Origin of the sequence: Filomicrobium insigne (assembly GCF_900104305.1) — a bacterium.
GTDB lineage: Bacteria > Pseudomonadota > Alphaproteobacteria > Rhizobiales > Hyphomicrobiaceae > Filomicrobium > Filomicrobium insigne.
The window spans coordinates 96,777-114,066 of sequence record NZ_FNJC01000006.1 but is presented as its reverse complement, the minus strand read 5'-3'; the positions used below and the strand labels follow the sequence as shown (position 1 = coordinate 114,066).

The window sequence follows — 17,290 nt, the reverse complement described above, 5'->3', positions numbered from 1 at the left end:
CCACTACGAGCTGGACGGCGGCACGGCTGGACTTGTCGATCCTAACGAAGATAAGTTCGACACCGTTGTCGGCGGTGCACGCATCAAGTTCTGATCGATCTCATAAGATCTGATAGCAGAGGGGCCGCTCTAAAACGGCCCCTTTTTTCTGCCTTTTCGTTGACACGCGTTGGTCACGATTTGTGGTGGCATTATGCAGGTTTAGGCAACAAAAAGGCTTTCTGGCTCAATATCGATTGTTGTGGTCAGCTGGTCACATGGCATCAGGAACACAGGCATTTCAAGAAACGTTCACTGGGGCTTAACTACGATGGAAACATGCTTGTGTTTCGCGGGACTGGCACTCATGTTCACTCCAGTGCCGGAGTCCGTGCATTGCGGGGTTTGATGAATACTATGAAATGGGTAAAGACTCTGGGGGCCGGGGTGATGTTGGTTGGACTTGCCAGCCTGCCCGCGTTCGCCTTCCAGGAACAGCAAGGTGGCAGCGCTTCTACGCCGCCTCCTGCAGCTGCTGCGCCCTCCGCACCGGCTGCAGACGTGGCTCCGCCCGCTGCTGATTTTTCTGCTCCTAACGCAGCCAGTGAGGCGGATCGTGGTACCGAAGTCAGCATTCCTGGCCTCGGTAAGCTCGGCGTGTTGCCCAAGATGGATTTTGGTTTGGAGTTGCTCTACGGAGCGAATGGGCAGCAGGACAAGATGGAGAATGATCCAGGACCAGAAACGGATGACTTACGCATTCGCGGGTCGGTCAAGCACCGTTTCTGAATCGCGTAGATCTTTTTGGATCTGAATGTTCTGGGGCGCTTTTGCGCCCCTTTGCTTTTACGAAATCGATGATCAGCTTTGCTGATTCCTGAGTTCAGGGCAGGCGGCAAAATGGGCGCTATTGCACATGGCTGAGCGTTATGTCGGTTTGGCGAGCTTGGACGGACCGGAATGCGAAACGGGCCGGTACAAAAGTACCGGCCCGTCAATAGCGGGGCACGGTGATACCTAGAGCCCGTTTCCTCGTCTCACTGTGCCTCGGGGGAAGCAGGAGCCGAGAAGGTTTGCAAAGGTATCGCCCTGTGACCAGCTGCAAATCTTAGTCGCGCGTCACGCTGAGGATCTTGAAATCCTTGTCCAGCTTGAAGTCGTATTGACCATCTTTGCACTTTGCATCGTCAACTTCGAAAACGCCGGTTCCTTCGGATTCTTTTTCGTATTCACCGCCACTGCAGCCCCAAGCTGAGATAGTCTCTTTGATCTTGGCGGCTTCGGCATCGCTTGGTTTTTCGTCGGCGAAAGCCAGGGAGCTGCCGAGAGTCAACGCGGCGAAAGCCACGACAAAGCGCTTCATTATACATACCTCCTCTAATTTAACTGCATCGAACGGAGCGAACACTTCGTACAACGCAGATGCACTACGCATTTATGACGTGTTCGTTCCGTTCCTGAAATGCGGCCCATTGCCCGTATGTTTTCGGGAAATATTCCACATTAATTCGGGAAAATATCCCTAGCGCATTTGAATCCCAGAATTCTGGACTTTATCCCTTTACATTGAATATTGCGCGTTGCGTTTCGCCCGTTGTGTTTGGGATCTTCAAGTAAAAAGATCCGGGGCGAATTGTGACGAAGCTAATGACCGCTTCGCCTTCTCCGTCAAATTCTAATGATGATACGCCGAGAGGGCGGACTTCGATATCGTTGATGACGATTTCGTTGATCCAGATGTTGCGGAAAAACTCAGGTCCTTCAATGGCTAGCTCCTGAGATCCATCCGCCTTGATCGTGAGTTTGTAGTATTTTCCAGATTCGAGTTCGTAGGGCTTATCAGCGAGTGGCTTTCCGGCTGAGAGGGTAATCGGATCTAAACGAACCGCCTTGCCGAGCAATCCCGATTGTGCGCTTGCCTCATTGCCAAAAGCTACAGCCGTCAAAACCAATGCGGCGACGGCGGCTAGAACTTGAAGTCGCATATATTACACCCTTCCCTAGCGCGTTCTGTATTGGGCCGTAAGTCTTCAATTGTGCACTTTAGTTTACGGCCGTTGCGAAATAACGTTCCGGTTATAACCCGTAACGTCTGGCAAACAATATGGGGAACGCATTCTAATACGCCATAGCAATTCACCCCGAAGTTTCTTCCTATGTTGGTGTCCGGAGTAGAGCGGCAACGGATGAGAGGGGGAAGCGCTGTGCGTGCTACGAGATGCGGGCCGAGCCAGATTTACGGCGTGGATTCACGTGAAACCTTTGACTGTCGAAAGCTGATCGCATTTGTGCATTGGACTGCGACCGCATGAGTGCTCTGGTGGTGAACAATAGGTCCGTGCAGGATCACCGCTCCGTGAGCTAATGGAGTGGAAGTCTCGGTTTTTTCAAAGAAATTATGGAACCTTTAGAGAGGGGCGGCGTTCAGCCGTCATCGTCGTTGCGCTCTTGGTAGAGAAAGCGAGCATGCAACATCCGCCATCGACCCGAGATCCTCGTCCCCACCATGACCCCGTGCCGTTTGTTTCGTCGCGGCGTGCATTGGTGACGGGGCTCCCAGCTTTGGCATTGGGTGCCGGAGTGGCATTTACGGCTGAGGCCGAGATGTCCACCGGTCAACGATCAGATCCCCGTGCGTCAGAGTATCGGGAAACTCCTCATATCCGGACGTTTTACGCGCTCGCCCGACGATAATCCTGCCTTGCCGCGCAACGGCATAAACGTGCAGGAGCCGAATAGATGCTCAAGAAGAAGCGTTCCGGTGAAGCCGGGACTGCAGTTCTGTCGGATTTCGCCAGAACGAGCGGCATGTCGCGGCGTCATTTCTTAGAGGCGTCAGGATTTGCATCAGCCGCGTTTGTGGGCGCAGCCACGCTGAAGACGCGTCGAGTTCGCGCGCAGCCTCGTCCGGCTCCCACCTCTCCCACTGACATCCAGTTTAAGAAGACAATCTGTCCCTTCTGCGCGGTGGGTTGTTCCATCTGGGCGGAAGTCCAAAACGGGGTGTGGATTGGGCAGGAGCCTGCCTTCGAGAGTCCTATCAACCTTGGAACGCATTGTGCGAAAGGCGCGGCGACGCGCGAACTCGCTATCGGCGATCGCCGGCTTAAGTATCCGATGAAGCTCGAAGGTGGGAAGTGGAAGAGAATTCCCTGGGACGTCGCAATCGACGAGGTTGGCGATAAGATTCTCAAGGTGCGCGACGCCAAAGGACCTGACAGCGTTTATTGGCTCGGTTCGGCCAAGTTCTCTAACGAGATGGCATATCTGCACCGGAAGTTTGCGGCGTTCTGGGGCACGAACAATACGGATCACCAAGCGCGTATCTGTCACTCGACCACCGTTGCCGGTGTGGCCAACACGTATGGCTACGGGGCGATGACGAATACGTTCAACGACATGCATAATTCCAAGTCGATCTTTTTGCTTGGAGCTAATCCGGCGGAAGCGCACCCGGTCGCCATGCAACATGTGCTGCGTGCGAGAGAGAACGGATGCAAGTTCATCGTTGTTGATCCCCGCTTTACGCGGACCGCAGCCCATGCCGACGAATACGTGCGATTGAGGCCCGGAAGCGATGTTGCCTTCATGTGGGGTGTGTTGTGGTACATCCTCGAGAATGGTTGGGAGGACAAGGATTACATAAATCAGCGGGTGTTCCGCTTCGACGATGTCCGCAAGGAAGTGAAAAACTATCCCCCGGACGTTGTTGCCAACATCACCGGCGTTCCGCCGGTTCAGATTGAGCGTGTGGCGAAATTGATTTCGGAGAACCGACCTGGCGCTCTCATCTGGTGCATGGGGCTGACGCAGTCGACCATCGGCAACAACAAGGTGCGGGCGGCCTCCATCATCCAGCTCGCGCTTGGAAACATCGGGAAGCCTGGTGGCGGTGCCAATATTTTCCGCGGCCACGACAACGTGCAAGGCGCCACAGACCTCGGTGTTACCTGTGACAGCCTCCCAGCATACTACGGACTTAGCGAAGGAGCTTGGAAGCACTGGGCACGTGTGTGGGGTGTCGATTATGAGTGGCTCAAGGGGCGGTTTGCTTCCAAAGATCTGATGGAACGCAAAGGCATGCCGGTGTCCCGCTGGTTCGATGGTGTTCTCGAAGATGCCAAGAACATCGATCAGCCGAACACGATCGGCGCCATGATCTACTGGGGGCATGCGCCGAATTCGCAAACGCGCGGGCCAGATCTCAAAAAGGGAATGGAAAAACTCGACCTGCTGGTCATCATTGACCCGGTGCCGACGAGTTCAGCCGTTATCGGCGACCGGCAGGACGGGGTGTACCTATTGCCGGCGGGCTCTACGATGGAGACGTCAGGCTCGGTCACGAATTCGAACCGATCCCTGCAGTGGCGGGAGCAGGTTATAGCACCGATGTTCGAGGCCAAGAGCGATTACGAGATTGCTTATCTGCTCGCTCAGAAATTCGGCTTCGCCGACAAGATGTTCAACCAGGTTGAAGTGAAGGACAACGCGCCGGTTGCGGAGGATCTCCTTCGCGAATTGACGCGCGGATGCTGGACGATCGGTTACACCGGGCAAAGCCCGGAGCGACTGAAAGTGCACATGGCGAACCAAAGCCTGTTTGATCCAACGACGTTGCTCGGCATGAGCGGGCCCGTGAAGGGTGAGTACTACGGGCTCCCGTGGCCCTGTTGGGGAACGCCGGAGATGAAGCATCCCGGTACGCCGCTGCTCTACGATCTTACCAAGACTGTGGCGCAGGGTGGCCTTCCGTTCCGCGCGGCGTGGGGTGTTGAGCATGAGGGCGTAAACCTGCTTGCCGAGAACTCTTATCCCGAAGGTTCTCCTATCAAGGATGGATATCCGGAAATTACCGTCGCGGTGCTCGATAAGTTGGGCTTCGTGGATCAATTGACGCCGCGCGAAAATTTCATCATCGCGGCGATTGCGTTGGGTGATTATCACCCGCGCCTTCTTAAGATAACGGACGATGAAGCCGCGCAGCTCATGAAAGAGGGGGGGGGTGGTGCGGCGATGCCACCGAGTGCCAACGATGCAGAAGGTGCAGCCAAAGCGCAGCAACTCGGTTTGCGTGCGTTCGCGCCGAACGCGCGGGCGGCCATTGAAGGGTATCTTGCGCATCATCCGAACAAGACCAACGGTGCATCGAAGCAGGGCGATGGCGGTTCGCAGTCGAGTAGTGGCGAAACGGCGGCGCGCGACCAAGGCATGGTCGAGCCCGATACGGACGTGATCGAAAAAATCCTGAAGATCAACTGGAAGACGGACCTCTCGGGTGGCGTTCAGCGCGTAGCGGTGGCCAATGGCTTGGCGCCTTTCGGTAACGGCAAGGCGCGTGCGCTGGTTTGGAACTTCCCGGATGGCATTCCTGTCCATCGGGAGCCTCTCTACACCGTGCGGCGCGATCTCCTGCCCCGTTACAAGACCTATGAAGACCGTAAAGATTTCCGTTTGCCGACGCTCTACTGGTCGATCCAGAAGAGCGACGTTTCAAAAGACTTTCCAATGATCCTGACCTCCGGACGTCTCGTTGAGTTTGAGGGCGGAGGCGATGAAACGCGGGCGAATATCTGGTTGGCGGAATTTCAGCAGCGGATGTTTGCGGAAATCAATCCCGAGGATGCTACTGCGCTCGGCATCCAAGACGGCTCGATGATCTGGATTGCTACGCCTGAGAAAGCACGTGTGCGCGTGACGGCCCAGGTTACGAAGCGCATCGGAAAGGGGGCGGTGTTTATGCCGTTTCACTTCGCCGGCATGTGGCAGGGCGAGGACCGATCCGACCGCTATCCCGAAGGCACAGTGCCTTACGTTATCGGTGAGGCCGCCAATACAGCAACGACATACGGCTACGACGTGGTGACCTTCATGCAGGAGACGAAGGCAACGATCTGCCGCGTCGAAAAAGCGTGAGAGACCGATCGGAGGTTAGTAAATCATGGCACGGATGAAGTTCCTATGTGACTCCGATCGCTGCATCGAGTGCAACGCGTGCTCCACCGTTTGCAAGAACGAACATGGGGTGCCGTGGGGCATACTTCGGCGTCGGGTCGTGACGATCAACGATGGTGGGCCGGGTGAAAAATCTATAGCTACGTCCTGCATGCATTGCACGGATGCGCCTTGCATCGCGGTGTGTCCGGTCAACTGCATTTATCAAACCGACATCGGCATCGTGCTGCACAACAAGGATATCTGCATCGGGTGTGGGTATTGCTTCTACGCGTGTCCGTTCGGTGCGCCGCAGTATCCGCAGGCGTCGAATTTCGGTTCCCGCGGCAAGATGGACAAATGCACGTATTGCGCGGGCGGTCCTGAAAAGCCGGGTTCGGAAGCGGAATACAAGAAGTATGGGCGTAACCGCATCGCCGAAGGAAAATTGCCCCTTTGCGCTGAGGTTTGTTCGACGCGCGCGCTGTTGGCTGGCGACGGAGATATCGTCTCGCAAATTTATAGAGAGCGTATCGTCAGGCGCGGTTATGGCGCCGGTGCTTGGGGCTGGTCTACGGCCTATTACAGTTCACAAGCAGTACAAGGATAAGGAGGCAGGTGATGTCTGCGTATCGCGTTGCCGGTGGTCTCGCTGCAGCTTTATTGGCGGCCTTGTTGATATGGATGGCGACGTATGCCGCAGCGCCCAAGCCCATGGTGCTGCCGAGTGTCCAGATCGGGGGCGAACCTGGTGAACGAACCGTCTGGGTCGATCGTTCGAAACTGCTGTCCGACCGGAATGCGGCAGAGACGCTACCAGCGGTTGCTCGTCCGCAAGAGGATGTCGTGGCCGGTGGTACCCAGGCTGGCGGTTCGGTGTCCAATCCAAAGCAAATTGTGCAGAGCTGGAAGCTGGATAAAGCGGACAGCCAGATCCTGATTACTCCGGAGAAGCGCACTGGAACAACGTCACTTCCTTATCGCAATACGAACCTGCTGGAGCAGCCGCAGGGTCGCGACTGGCGGAGAGCCCGGAACGGTACGGTCGTCTATACGGGCGGTTGGTTGATCCTTGGAGTTTCCTTGGCACTGGCGCTTTTTCTATTCGCACGCGGGCGTATTCGTATTGCGGAAGGCCGGAGCAGCGGCACGGTCGAGAGGTTCAATCAGGTTGAACGTGCCAATCATTGGATGACGGCGACGGCGTTTGTTGTGCTGGCTCTTACGGGGCTCGTCGTTCTTTACGGAAAACCGCTTCTGCTTCCGTTCATAAGTCCATCAGCATTTCATGAGGTGGCTTCGATCAGTGCGTGGCTCCACATGGCGGCGTCGGTAGCGTTTGCCATTGGTGTGGTGGCGATGGCCTGGCTTTGGTTGCGGGAGAATTTGCCATCACGTCTTGATGTGGAGTGGCTCAAAGAGGGTGGCGGTTTTCTTTCTGACGGTCGTCACAATCCGCCAGCGCGTAAATTCAATGCGGGTCAGAAGATTGTCTTTTGGGGTGTTACGCTTGGTGGGCTGGCGGCGCTTATTTCCGGTGTCACGCTGATGTTTCCGTTTGCGTGGCTCGGCTTTGATGGGATGCAGTGGGCTCAGCTTGCTCATGCCGTTATCGCGCTACTGATGATCGCTCTGATCATCGGCCACATATACATCGGCACCGTCGGTATGGAAGGCGCGATCGATGCGATGTGGTCAGGGCGCGTCGATCGCAATTGGGCGAAAGAGCACCACAGTCTTTGGTATCGCGATATCAGTGGCAACTGGCGCGACCCGGACGGGACTGGGACCGAGCAAACGTCTTCCACGCATCACCACCACCCAAAGGCTGCCGAGTAAGAAGAATTTCGCAACACAATAATGAGGTTTGCCAACATGAAGACATTCCTGACCGGGCTGGCCATCACCGTGCTCATCGGGTCGCTGGCGTGGGTAGCGTTGGACCGGACACACATTTCTGTGGTGCAGGGAGCACTGTGGCATGGAGACACCCGATTGGGTCCACATCACGGATAACGGCTTGCCAAACGGGCGTCAGGGGAACTTCGTTGGTGCCGACATCGTTGGCCTCTTCAGGAGGTATAACGATGGATTCGATTTCACCGTTCAAGCTAGCGGTTTGCGTTTCGGTACTGGGATTGAGTGTAACAACGTCGGCCTTTGCAGACACGCCACCTCCGCCGGCGAATGCGGGGACGTTGACTTGCACGATTCCAGCAGATGCAGAAGCGCAGCGAAAGTTGCCTGAAGGGGCGACGGCTCTTTCATGTGAGTACGAAGCCCTTAGTGGGCCTGGCGGGCGCTTTGACGGTGTCATCAAGCGGATCAGCAGCGACAAGGAGGCTGAACCGAAGGTTATCCTGTCCTGGGCGGTGCTGGCTCCTACGCCGGACGTTGAGCTCAAGGATCTGGAAGGACAGTATATGGGGACGTTGAATTCTACATCTTCGTCGCCCGATGGTACGGCCGCTGGCTTGCGTGGAGGCGCTAACGACACGATCGAATTGCGTCCCGTGAGTGATCCGCTCTCACCTTCTTCGGAGCCCGCAATCTCCGTTTTGGAGTTGGCGCTTCATTCCATAAAGGCGTAGCACTGATCGTTGAACCAACTGTACCCGTGCGGAAATGACTTGGAACAGACCTTCGGCGCCAACGTTTTCCTCCGATATGGCCGATCAACGGCCGCTATAAAGGAGGATATCATGAGAAGGGAAGTTTTAGGCCTCGCTGCTATCGCTGTGTTTGCGTCCTCGCCGTTGCTTGCCGGCAATAGTGCGCAGCTATCATCTGAGCGAGGCGGTCAGCTTGCTCAAAGTCAAACTGGCGGTTCGAGCGGTAAGGCTCAAGAAGATGTGCACGCCCCGACAAATCGCGTCGGTGAGAGCGTCCCAACGATGAAGGCTGAGCCTAAGGCTGACACTCAGCAGAGTGGGTCTTCTACGCACAAAAAGGACGAAACCCAACACGCGCCGACCAACCGTGTGGGCGAAGCTGTGCCGGACATGAAATCGGATAAGACAAAATAACTCCCTGCCTGTAGGGCGCAGCGGTTTGCGAGACGTTCACTCGGTTATCGAGTGTGCGTCTCAGCCATTCTTTTCCGAACTATTCAAGAACGCGATGTAGCTCTGGTTTTCATAGTGATCGAGCTGCAGCGTTCCTATGAGCTGCCGCAGCGCGTTAGGGTCAGTCGATTCTAACGCGATACTACACAGAGAATGACCGTCAGCGTCGAGGCTCACGTATTCTGCATTGCAAGCTCCGAGGGACCATTTCACTCGATCCTTGTTGAGTTCGATGAGGGCCAACGGAGGGCAATGAGCTTGTACAAGTTCGATGAGTGCATGGGCCGAGAAACGTGTGCCTGCCTTGAGCGAAACAGAAAGGCCGAGTGGAGCAAAGAGGTGCTCTTCGACTTGATCTGCCGTGACGGGGAGTGGTGCAACGAAGCGATATCGCCAGCGTTCGAGGCAATCTAGCTGGCCGAACCGCTCTTTGACCTCTAACCGGTCCTCGCGCAGCTTGATGCTGATATGATCGTAGTTGTGCCGGACGATATAGGTCTGTGCACCCTGATCGCGCTCCGGTTTTTTTGCGCCGGGCAACGCACGTAGGCGTTCTATCAGATTGGCACCGTTGGTCGTGAAGATGCGAAACTCGTATCGGGCCGGTGAGACTGCGCTCGTTGTTTCGTTCATCTGCAACTCTCGATCAGCTTTCGGCGTCGCCTCTCACTTACGGAACGGATTCAGACGACCTTTGGTTTTGTTGTTGCCGCGTCTTTACAATGACAAGCACTGGGAAGCGAGTGGACCTGTTCGACATATCAGTGGTTTCACGGACACATGTGCCGGAATTGGAGATCACAATGCGGTTGCTGCTTGCTGCAGGGCTTGGCGGAGTGATCGGAATTGATCGTGAGCTGAAGGACAGGCCGGCCGGTTTGCGAACGCATATGATGGTCTCGCTGGCGGCGGCGCTCTTTACCATCATCACTTTCGAGATTTTCTATCAAGTTCGCGGAGAGTTTCCGAGCGGGAACGTTGATCCGATCCGTATCATCGAGGCGGTGACGGCCGGCGTCGCTTTTCTGGCCGCCGGCTCGATCATCGTCAGTGGCCGGAAAATTCAGGGGCTGACGACTGGCGCGGGGATGTGGCTTGCTGGTGCCATCGGGTTAGCTTGCGGTGGCGGATATTACTACGTTGCCATCGTCGCGGTCGTCATATCCATCGTGATTTTGGCATTCGTTAAGCGGCTGGAAGATCGAATTTTTCCGCCCGAGCCGCCGTTAGATCCTAAGAACAATGACGAGGCCTGAGATTGCTCCGCGAGGGTGTTTCAAGGACGCCCCGTGGCGGAACCTCACTCGTTTAGAGGCGTTTTACCCATTCGCCTGCCATGACTGGACTCTGCGCAAAGAGGAGGAATGATCATGAATAGAGAATCCCAAAGCGCGCCAGTTCTGACGACGAACGAGGCGCGTCAGGCGAAGAGAACCGGACTGATTTGGGTCCTTGCTATCTCGTTGCTGCTCGCATTGGCAGTGGGATTTGGTATCGGCGTCTATTGGCCGGGCGTTTTTGCTGGGTAATTCACGAAGGATGTCTCGTATGGGCGAACGGCTGAAGATTGACCGGGAAGCCGCCAAGGCGGAACCTGAATCTCAATTTCAGACTCCTGATGATCTCATGGCGTCTGAAGGTTTGACGCGTGGTGAGAAGATTGCCGCGTTGAAGCGCTGGGCTTTTCTCGTCAACCGGCGGCTTGCTTCCGGCGATGAAGGAATGCCCGTTTCAGGCGCGCAGGAGGCGGCTGACGCTGAACTGTTGCGCAAGATCGAAAGTTCTCGCAGCGCGTTGATTGCGGGTGATGTCCCGGAAGAAGAGACCTAATCAATCTGCTGTCACATTCGCGCCTTGCCCCTACAGCGCGCGCAGAGCCACGATGCCGCTTTCGGTGAGCTTCACGGCTCTGCCTCTTTCGATCTCAATGAATGATTTTTCTTTGAGCTTATCGAGAGCTTCGTGGATTTCGGCGTCATCGATGGTGAGCGTGGGATCGGCGATGGCACCAATCATACGGCGAAAGCTCGTGTAGTCGCCGCGGTCGTTGCCGCTCTTCTCGATCGCTTTCAGGATTTCAATTTCACTTGATGTGAGGTCCATTTAGGTCCTCCTCATTGTGCTTGCCCAGGGAAGACGAGGCGTTGTGCATCATGCGGGACGCATCTGCTGCCTTTGCAACTCCGGGTGCGAGCTCACGACCTGATTACGCTCCACGTTTCGATTTGTGCGGTCCATCGCGGACGCTGTGGAGTGCGTGAACTGAAACGCCCCCTCAGCTTCACCGGTTCCGATGGCATGATGCAGAGCGCCCCCACAAAAAGTTGCCCGCGGCGAAGGGGAGCGACGCCGCGGGCCATGGGAGCTGGTGCAAGCAGGGGGAGGGGGAGGGGGGAAACTTGCGACCGTGGCTCCAACTTACCCATCCCAATGCATCAGTTCGGCATGCGGTTCCGTGGGGGTTCGAATTTTTTTCGTTCGCTTTCGACTTTTTGGGTCCGGACCAAAGGACGGCCCGGTCACAGGTGAATGCTTGCGCAACATTGATGCGGAACTGGGCGCGCGCCGGGCCAGTTTTTAAGGAAGCCGCCGCTGAGGATTGCCTTGGCGGGATCCTAATTAACTGGAAGGGTTTGTGACATGCCAGCGCAATCAAAAGCCCAGCAGATGGCCGCAGGAGCCGCGCTAGCGGCCAAGCGCGGCGAGGCCAAGGTGTCAGAGCTTAAGGGCGCATCGCGGGAGATGTACGACTCCATGACGGAGAAGGAACTGGAGGAGTTCGCCTCCACTAAGCGCAAGGGCCTCCCGGAAAAGAAAAGCGAATGAATAATAATACTCGCCCACGTTGCATTTCTGAGGTTTTCGCAGCTTGAAGTCAGTTCTATTCGGCACAGAACAGCCTGCGAGATGAGGTGTCCTGTGAAGGTGGTGTCGTATCGCGCTGGTTTTCTTATTCTATATCATTTATCTGAGATGAGTTCTGAGAAAATATTATTGAAATACTTCTAGCTTGGAACTGTCGGCTCGACTTTTCAGGCAGCTGACCCGCCATTTCACGGGAAGCTCTGCCATTGGGCATGTTTAATATCTTTGGCGTTTTTATTGGGATGCCAGCGTCTTAATAGTATTGTTGTGATGCAAATTTTACCGACAGGCTTCTGCTGCTGTTTTTTTACTCGTAGCTATCAAGAAAAACTTGTGACTGGCTGGGGATGTGCTAACGATCGATTGTGTGTAGAGCGTTTCAGTCAGGTGAATTTATGGGGAGCCAAAACCTGGCATCCATCAGCGGCGAGCCGATGCAATTTACCGCGCGTGTGCTCGTCGTGGAGGATGAGCCGATCGTCGGGATGGATATTGAATCCATCCTTGCTGCGGTTGGCTTTCAGGTTATCGGGCCGGCTGCGTCGGTGTCGGAAGCTTTGGAATTGATTGGAACGCAGGACGTCGATTGCGCTTTGATTGATTACTTGCTGACAGACGGCGATGCGCATGACGTCGTCGAACGGCTCATGGAAAATGCGGTCCCCTTTGCATTTGTCACTGGCCTCAGTCGAGATGCGCTTCCCAAGGCATATTGCGATGTTCCAACAGTCGGGAAGCCCTTTGTCGCCGCAGACCTGCTGAATTGTGTGCAGACCATGTACCTAAAGGCGCAGGTCGCCTAACAACCTCGCGGGTACAATTCGGCTGTGTGAGGCCAGGCCACCGCGTCGTCAGGATTCTATTTTTCTTCCCGTGCTGACACGCCAGAGCTCATAGGATGAGAGCAGCAGGACAATTGCGCCGATGATGATGGCGTTCGCTGTGCCCATCGGGTGGATGAATTCCAGGACGAACGGAGAGACGATCAGCCATGCTCCGATGAGTATCGTTGCCCACTCTTCCCACGGCCGGAATGCCGAGAGCGTCACCACTTCCGCAAAGATCAAAAGGAATCCGACGATGACGGCATTGCGTAGCGCCGGTGAGTCATCGGAGTAGTGCAGTGTCCACGGTGAGAGCAACAGCCAGAAGCCGAGAATCCAACTGACCCAATCCTGCCAATGCTTCGGAACGTGGAACGATGCGGGCATCTTGACCTCCAAATGAGCAAACCTCTGTCATCTGAGATAGGAGCGATGGAGAGGATACCCAAACATAACGCCCGTTAGTGGAACTCGGGTCCATGGGCCCAGAGGGTTAGTGAATAGCGAGCGTTATGGGTCACGGGCGTCACCCTGTGCAGGACAAAGCTCGGAAGGAGCATAGCCGTACCGCACGCCCGTGAGGCGCGGCGCACGTTTCCGTCGGCATTAGTCTCAAGATCTCCGCCGGTATAGCTGTCGTCCTCACTCAGTTGCGTGACGATTGTCAGCTTGCGGTGGCGGGCGAACTGGCCGTCGCCGATGTCGATGTGCCAGTCGAAGAAGGCTTCCGTCTCGGCGCCGTAATAGGCGACCTGCATCCGTTCGGAGAATTCCTCAAGCCCGAACTTGAAGTGATGCCTGTTGGCTTCCGAAACGGTGTCGAGCAACCGTCGGAAGACCCACTCATCTTTGTCGGTATCATCCAGCCATGTGATGCGGGCGCGGCGCGTATTGTCTTGCCGGGCCCCGTCGATCAGGCGCGCGTCGGCATAGGCTTTTTCATCGGTGGTGGAGATAATCTTCTTACATTCGTCGGGAGAAAATACGTTGGCAACTTCGATCGGCAAAAGCATGGAGCGGTGTGCCTAGCTAAGGGATGATGGGATCAATAAGACCCATCAAGTGGGTTGGCCAGATGCATCCTGCAATGGATGCGAGCCTCCCTTTATCGGCATACGGCTCCTCAGGATAGATTGTGTGGTGCGCGGCGGACGCAGGAGAAGGCCAGCACGGCGCTGAGGCACATCAGGCTTGAAACAACGAGTGTCCCTGCCCCATAGGCTTCGATGAGCAACCCGAACGCCAGCGGAGCGGCCGCTTGGCCGATGCGTGTTGGCGCATTGATCAGGCCGACGCGGTACCCGTAATTGTCCGGTCCGAAGACGGCGAGGGGCACCGTGCCGCGCGCAATTGTGAGGATGCCGTTACCGGCGCCGTGCAGAAATGTGAAGGGCAGCGCGAGGGCACCGCCTCCGATGGCGACCAATCCCGCCCCTATCGGGTGAAGCATCATCGCGATGCGCGCACTGATCAGGGGATTGTATTGACTGAAGATCGCGGCTTCGGCCAACCGGGCGATGACCTGAGCCGGACCGATGAGGGAGGCTGCGATGAGCGCTTGTGATGCCGTCGCGCCCGCGGCTTCGAGCAGGCGCGGCAGGTGTGCGGCCATGCCTGCCGAAACCATCCACCCGACAGCGAAGGCGAACCCCAGCAGCATCATCGTGCGGTCGATGGGGACGTGTGGCTTTGCGGCGTGCGTCTCCGTCTTCACTTCGTGTCGCGGTGTTTTTGGTATGGCGAGCAGATTGAGGGGCAGACCGATGCAGATCTGCGCTGCCGCCCAGGCGAGGCACGTCCAGCGCCAGCCGATGGCATCAACGCCCCAGGCGGAGAGCGGCCAACCGACGGTGCTTGCCAGTCCGCCCAGAAGCGTAATGCCGGTGATGGCGCGGCGTGCGGATAATCCATAGATGCGGCTGAGCGTGGCGAAGGCGGCGTCATAGAGCCCGAGGCCCATGCCGACCCCAAGCAGAAGCCATCCCGCCCACAACGTGATCGGGTCATAAGCACAGGCCAGGGTAACGAGCGCGGCGGCATAGACAAGATTGGAGCCGGCCAGGACGCCCCGTCCCCCTATCAAATCTATGGTGCGGCCGACCTTGGGCCCGACGAGGCCGGAGACGAGAAGCGCCACGGAGAAAGCGGCGAAGACCATCGTTGAGCTAATATTCAAGCTCTTGGCCATCGGGTCGCCGAGGATGGCGATAAGGTAATAGCTTGACGCCCAGGCGAGCATTTGGGCGAAGCCGAGCGCGACAGTGATACCGACCCGGGATTTTTGAGAAGCGTCAGTCACCTGATTGTCCTTGGTCGCCCTGATCGACAGGGACCGGCGTCCTGAGAATGGAGGGACGGCTTTGCCGGCGCGACGCTGTGTTCGGCCCGCCGTGTCGGGTTGCCTAAGGCTTTAGGACGGGCGGCAGCGCCGTCGCGTTTTATGGGCCATGGCTGTGCGTTGCTCTGACGAAGAGTCAATGATACGTCCGGAACTGTCGAAATAAGGCGGGTTGCCGCCGGGTGTCGTTCCTTGTTTTTCCCCTCCGTTGAACGGGAACGACGCAGTGCAGCAATTGATCATAGCAAAGAGTGTGGCTGCCCCTGAAGGCAAAACGTCTCATACTTAGGATGATGCCGTGACGCAGGACGATCGGACTTTTCCCGCACTGAACGCGGAACATCTGCATCCGCTCGATGTCGAGCGGCTCTTTCCGCTTAAGCGCTCGACGCATCCGCCGCGCATTCTCATGCTTTACGGATCGTTGCGAGAGCGCTCCTACAGCCGCTTTGCGACGTTGGAGGCGGCGCGGATTCTGGAGCGGCTTGGTGCGGAGGTCCGCATCTTTCACGCCAACGGTTTGCCGTTGCCGGACGATACGCCGACGTCGCATGAGAAGGTGCAGGAGCTTATGGATCTGATGATCTGGTCCGAGGGGCAGGTCTGGTGTTCGCCCGAGCGTCATGGATCGATGAGCGGCACCATGAAAACGCAGATCGATTGGATTCCGCTCTCCAAAGGCGCGGTGCGTCCGACGCAGGGCAAGACGCTTGCAGTGATGCAGGTGTGCGGCGGCTCACAGTCATTCAACGCCGTCAATCAAATGCGTGTGTTGGGCCGGTGGATGCGGATGCTGACGATCCCCAATCAATCTTCTGTCGCGCGTGCGTTCAACGAGTTCGATGACGCGGGCCGCATGCGGCCGTCCTCTTATTACAACCGCATCGTCGATGTGATGGAAGAACTGGTGAAGTTCACGCTGCTGACACGTGATGTGTCGTCCTACCTCACCGACCGCTACAGCGAGCGGGTGGAGAGCGCGGAGGCTCTCTCAGCGCGGGTCAATCAGGATGGGATTTGAGGGGGCAGCGCATAATGGTGCTTAGTGCTTGTGTGGCTTGAGTTTTTTTTATGTCGTATGGCTAATATAACTCGAGCTTGGGAGAAAAACGGGAGCAAAACAAAATTCTTATCGTCAGAATTTCCAGCAAACGTAATGCCTTGACTTCTTGAAAGTGTAGGTTTGCTCGAATGATTTCTCAAGGAACGGCTACCTTATTCAAGGGCACGTGCACCGCTAATGTAAAAAGCGTGCCAATCTCCGTCCTTAAGCACCGGCTTTCCAGTCACTACTATTGGTGTGGCGTTGTCGAGCGCGCGCGTGTACACGTTTTGGGGTTCTGTGACCACGGGATCGGTGATCTTTCCGGTTATTGGCGGAGTGCCATCTCCGGAGATTATTTTGCATGTCCTGCGAATCTTATCGACCGCTTCAATGCGAACTGTCATTGATATCGCCTCTTGAACTTCAAGGACACCACGAGAGCGTATGGCGTCGGCCACGGGTTCGTCGATCACATATTCGGCCGTATCGCCTTTTGAATGTACCAACTGCCTCACGGATGGACCGACTGGTGCTACCATTTCCGTCATCGCAGACGCATTGAGTTGTCCCAGGCGTTCGATGACGCCCAACAACTTGGCTTTGTCTTGCTGGTCGGCGCGCGCTCGTTCTTGGTGACCGGCTTCCACCAGTTGTGCGTATTCGATGAAGCGTTTGGAGAGCTCGGCATTGTGCTCTGCTATTTCCGCGATTTTATCTATGGCTTTTTCAGCGATTTTAGTTTGCCCGGCGCGCTTCGCTATGACGGCTTTGACAACCTCTGGAGTGCAAATGTCCGAAAATTCAGCCAGCAACTGTGGATACATTGGCAGCGTACCGTGAGCTATAAGAACCCAAAGTGCATAGCTGATTGATCCTTCCTGTGGTGGTCCCACAAGAATCTGGACCTCGGATTTTCTTATTTTTGTGGGCATTTTTCCGGTGAAATAGAAATGATTGACCGACCGATACAATCGTCCGATGCCAGCTAAGGAACGGCCAAGTTGTTGGGCATCTATCATGTGTTGCGCGGCATCGAGCCCATCGAATTCGACGAGAATTGGTCTCGCTAATTCTCTTTCCATATCTTTCCCTCAAACCGCCTTGGAAGTGACAGATTAACCAAAAACGATCAGTAGTCACCTGAGTCCTCCCTCAGTCATCACCGCAGATCCGACCCAATGCCCCCAACATCTTCCCTTCCGTGCAAGATCGTGAGATTTCTTCGAGTTCGCGCAGACGGACG

Annotated in this window: 20 protein-coding genes; 12 read left to right on the top strand and 8 right to left on the bottom strand. The window is 56.1% G+C overall.

Annotation, left to right across the window (positions count from 1 at the left end; translation table 11 throughout):
* Window positions 1-396: 396 nt before the first annotated feature.
* Window positions 397-768 (top strand): hypothetical protein, encoded by a 372-nt coding sequence (locus BLS30_RS17495; RefSeq protein ID WP_139165394.1) that lies wholly within the window; start codon window positions 397-399, stop codon window positions 766-768.
* Between the two features lie 319 nt (window positions 769-1,087).
* Here BLS30_RS17495 and BLS30_RS17490 read toward each other — a convergent pair whose 3' ends face one another.
* Together BLS30_RS17490 and BLS30_RS17485 are read right to left on the bottom strand one after the other, a co-directional pair.
* Window positions 1,088-1,342: a hypothetical protein gene (locus tag BLS30_RS17490; protein WP_046478524.1), complete on the bottom strand. Its 255-nt coding sequence runs from the start codon at window positions 1,340-1,342 to the stop codon at window positions 1,088-1,090.
* 190 nt (window positions 1,343-1,532) lie between these two features.
* Window positions 1,533-1,964: a hypothetical protein gene (locus BLS30_RS17485; protein WP_052743972.1), complete on the bottom strand. Its 432-nt coding sequence runs from the start codon at window positions 1,962-1,964 to the stop codon at window positions 1,533-1,535.
* Window positions 1,965-2,718: 754 nt separating this feature from the next.
* Here BLS30_RS17485 and BLS30_RS17480 point away from each other — a divergent pair.
* From BLS30_RS17480 to BLS30_RS17455, 5 genes are all read left to right on the top strand, one after another.
* Entirely contained in the window at window positions 2,719-5,892 is a 3,174-nt protein-coding gene (locus BLS30_RS17480; protein ID WP_244512523.1) for a formate dehydrogenase subunit alpha, read from the top strand.
* Window positions 5,893-5,917: 25 nt separating this feature from the next.
* A complete protein-coding gene (gene fdh3B / locus BLS30_RS17470) occupies window positions 5,918-6,520 on the top strand; it encodes a formate dehydrogenase FDH3 subunit beta (protein ID WP_046478525.1) in 603 nt (200 codons plus the stop codon).
* An 11-nt stretch (window positions 6,521-6,531) separates the two neighbouring features.
* Window positions 6,532-7,749, top strand: a complete 1,218-nt coding sequence (locus BLS30_RS17465; protein WP_090230740.1) for a formate dehydrogenase subunit gamma — start codon at window positions 6,532-6,534, stop codon at window positions 7,747-7,749.
* 248 nt (window positions 7,750-7,997) lie between these two features.
* The gene (locus tag BLS30_RS17460) at window positions 7,998-8,501 is read left to right on the top strand and encodes a DUF992 domain-containing protein (RefSeq protein WP_046478526.1); all 504 of its coding nucleotides are present in this window, start codon (window positions 7,998-8,000) and stop codon (window positions 8,499-8,501) included.
* A gap of 111 nt (window positions 8,502-8,612) precedes the next feature.
* Window positions 8,613-8,936, top strand: coding sequence for a hypothetical protein (locus BLS30_RS17455; protein ID WP_139165393.1), 324 nt, complete (start codon window positions 8,613-8,615; stop codon window positions 8,934-8,936).
* Window positions 8,937-8,996: 60 nt separating this feature from the next.
* Here BLS30_RS17455 and BLS30_RS17450 read toward each other — a convergent pair whose 3' ends face one another.
* Window positions 8,997-9,608: a hypothetical protein gene (locus BLS30_RS17450; RefSeq protein WP_046478528.1), complete on the bottom strand. Its 612-nt coding sequence runs from the start codon at window positions 9,606-9,608 to the stop codon at window positions 8,997-8,999.
* A 170-nt stretch (window positions 9,609-9,778) separates the two neighbouring features.
* Between BLS30_RS17450 and BLS30_RS17445 the strand changes: the two genes are divergently transcribed.
* The 3 genes from BLS30_RS17445 (at window position 9,779) to BLS30_RS17440 (ending at window position 10,805) form a co-directional block, all read left to right on the top strand.
* Entirely contained in the window at window positions 9,779-10,231 is a 453-nt protein-coding gene (locus BLS30_RS17445; RefSeq protein ID WP_076605324.1) for an MgtC/SapB family protein, read from the top strand.
* A 114-nt stretch (window positions 10,232-10,345) separates the two neighbouring features.
* Window positions 10,346-10,504, top strand: a complete 159-nt coding sequence (locus tag BLS30_RS18200) for a hypothetical protein (RefSeq protein WP_160298718.1) — start codon at window positions 10,346-10,348, stop codon at window positions 10,502-10,504.
* A gap of 19 nt (window positions 10,505-10,523) precedes the next feature.
* The gene (locus BLS30_RS17440; protein WP_090230738.1) at window positions 10,524-10,805 is read left to right on the top strand and encodes a hypothetical protein; all 282 of its coding nucleotides are present in this window, start codon (window positions 10,524-10,526) and stop codon (window positions 10,803-10,805) included.
* Window positions 10,806-10,835: 30 nt separating this feature from the next.
* Here the strand turns inward: BLS30_RS17440 and BLS30_RS17435 are convergent, their stop codons facing one another.
* Window positions 10,836-11,078 (bottom strand): helix-turn-helix domain-containing protein, encoded by a 243-nt coding sequence (locus BLS30_RS17435; RefSeq protein ID WP_090230735.1) that lies wholly within the window; start codon window positions 11,076-11,078, stop codon window positions 10,836-10,838.
* Between the two features lie 537 nt (window positions 11,079-11,615).
* Between BLS30_RS17435 and BLS30_RS17425 the strand changes: the two genes are divergently transcribed.
* Window positions 11,616-11,801, top strand: coding sequence for a DUF3008 family protein (locus tag BLS30_RS17425; RefSeq protein ID WP_046478532.1), 186 nt, complete (start codon window positions 11,616-11,618; stop codon window positions 11,799-11,801).
* Between the two features lie 434 nt (window positions 11,802-12,235).
* Window positions 12,236-12,643 carry a response regulator gene (locus tag BLS30_RS17420; protein WP_052743969.1) on the top strand — a complete coding sequence of 136 codons (408 nt, stop codon included), beginning with the start codon at window positions 12,236-12,238 and terminating at the stop codon, window positions 12,641-12,643.
* A 48-nt stretch (window positions 12,644-12,691) separates the two neighbouring features.
* Here BLS30_RS17420 and BLS30_RS17415 read toward each other — a convergent pair whose 3' ends face one another.
* The 3 genes from BLS30_RS17415 to BLS30_RS17405 all read right to left on the bottom strand — a co-directional run bounded on the left by BLS30_RS17415 (window position 12,692) and on the right by BLS30_RS17405 (window position 14,963).
* Window positions 12,692-13,051 carry an SPW repeat protein gene (locus BLS30_RS17415; protein WP_046478533.1) on the bottom strand — a complete coding sequence of 120 codons (360 nt, stop codon included), beginning with the start codon at window positions 13,049-13,051 and terminating at the stop codon, window positions 12,692-12,694.
* A gap of 74 nt (window positions 13,052-13,125) precedes the next feature.
* Complete coding sequence (locus tag BLS30_RS17410; RefSeq protein ID WP_046478534.1) at window positions 13,126-13,677, bottom strand: 2OG-Fe(II) oxygenase; 552 nt, start codon at window positions 13,675-13,677, stop codon at window positions 13,126-13,128.
* Window positions 13,678-13,787: 110 nt separating this feature from the next.
* Entirely contained in the window at window positions 13,788-14,963 is a 1,176-nt protein-coding gene (locus tag BLS30_RS17405; protein WP_342027559.1) for an MFS transporter, read from the bottom strand.
* 367 nt (window positions 14,964-15,330) lie between these two features.
* Between BLS30_RS17405 and arsH the strand changes: the two genes are divergently transcribed.
* On the top strand, window positions 15,331-16,023 hold the full coding sequence (gene arsH / locus BLS30_RS17400; RefSeq protein ID WP_090230760.1) for an arsenical resistance protein ArsH: 693 nt from the start codon (window positions 15,331-15,333) through the stop codon (window positions 16,021-16,023).
* 194 nt (window positions 16,024-16,217) lie between these two features.
* Here the strand turns inward: arsH and BLS30_RS17395 are convergent, their stop codons facing one another.
* Complete coding sequence (locus BLS30_RS17395; protein ID WP_090230730.1) at window positions 16,218-17,129, bottom strand: DUF7946 domain-containing protein; 912 nt, start codon at window positions 17,127-17,129, stop codon at window positions 16,218-16,220.
* Window positions 17,130-17,290: the final 161 nt, after the last annotated feature.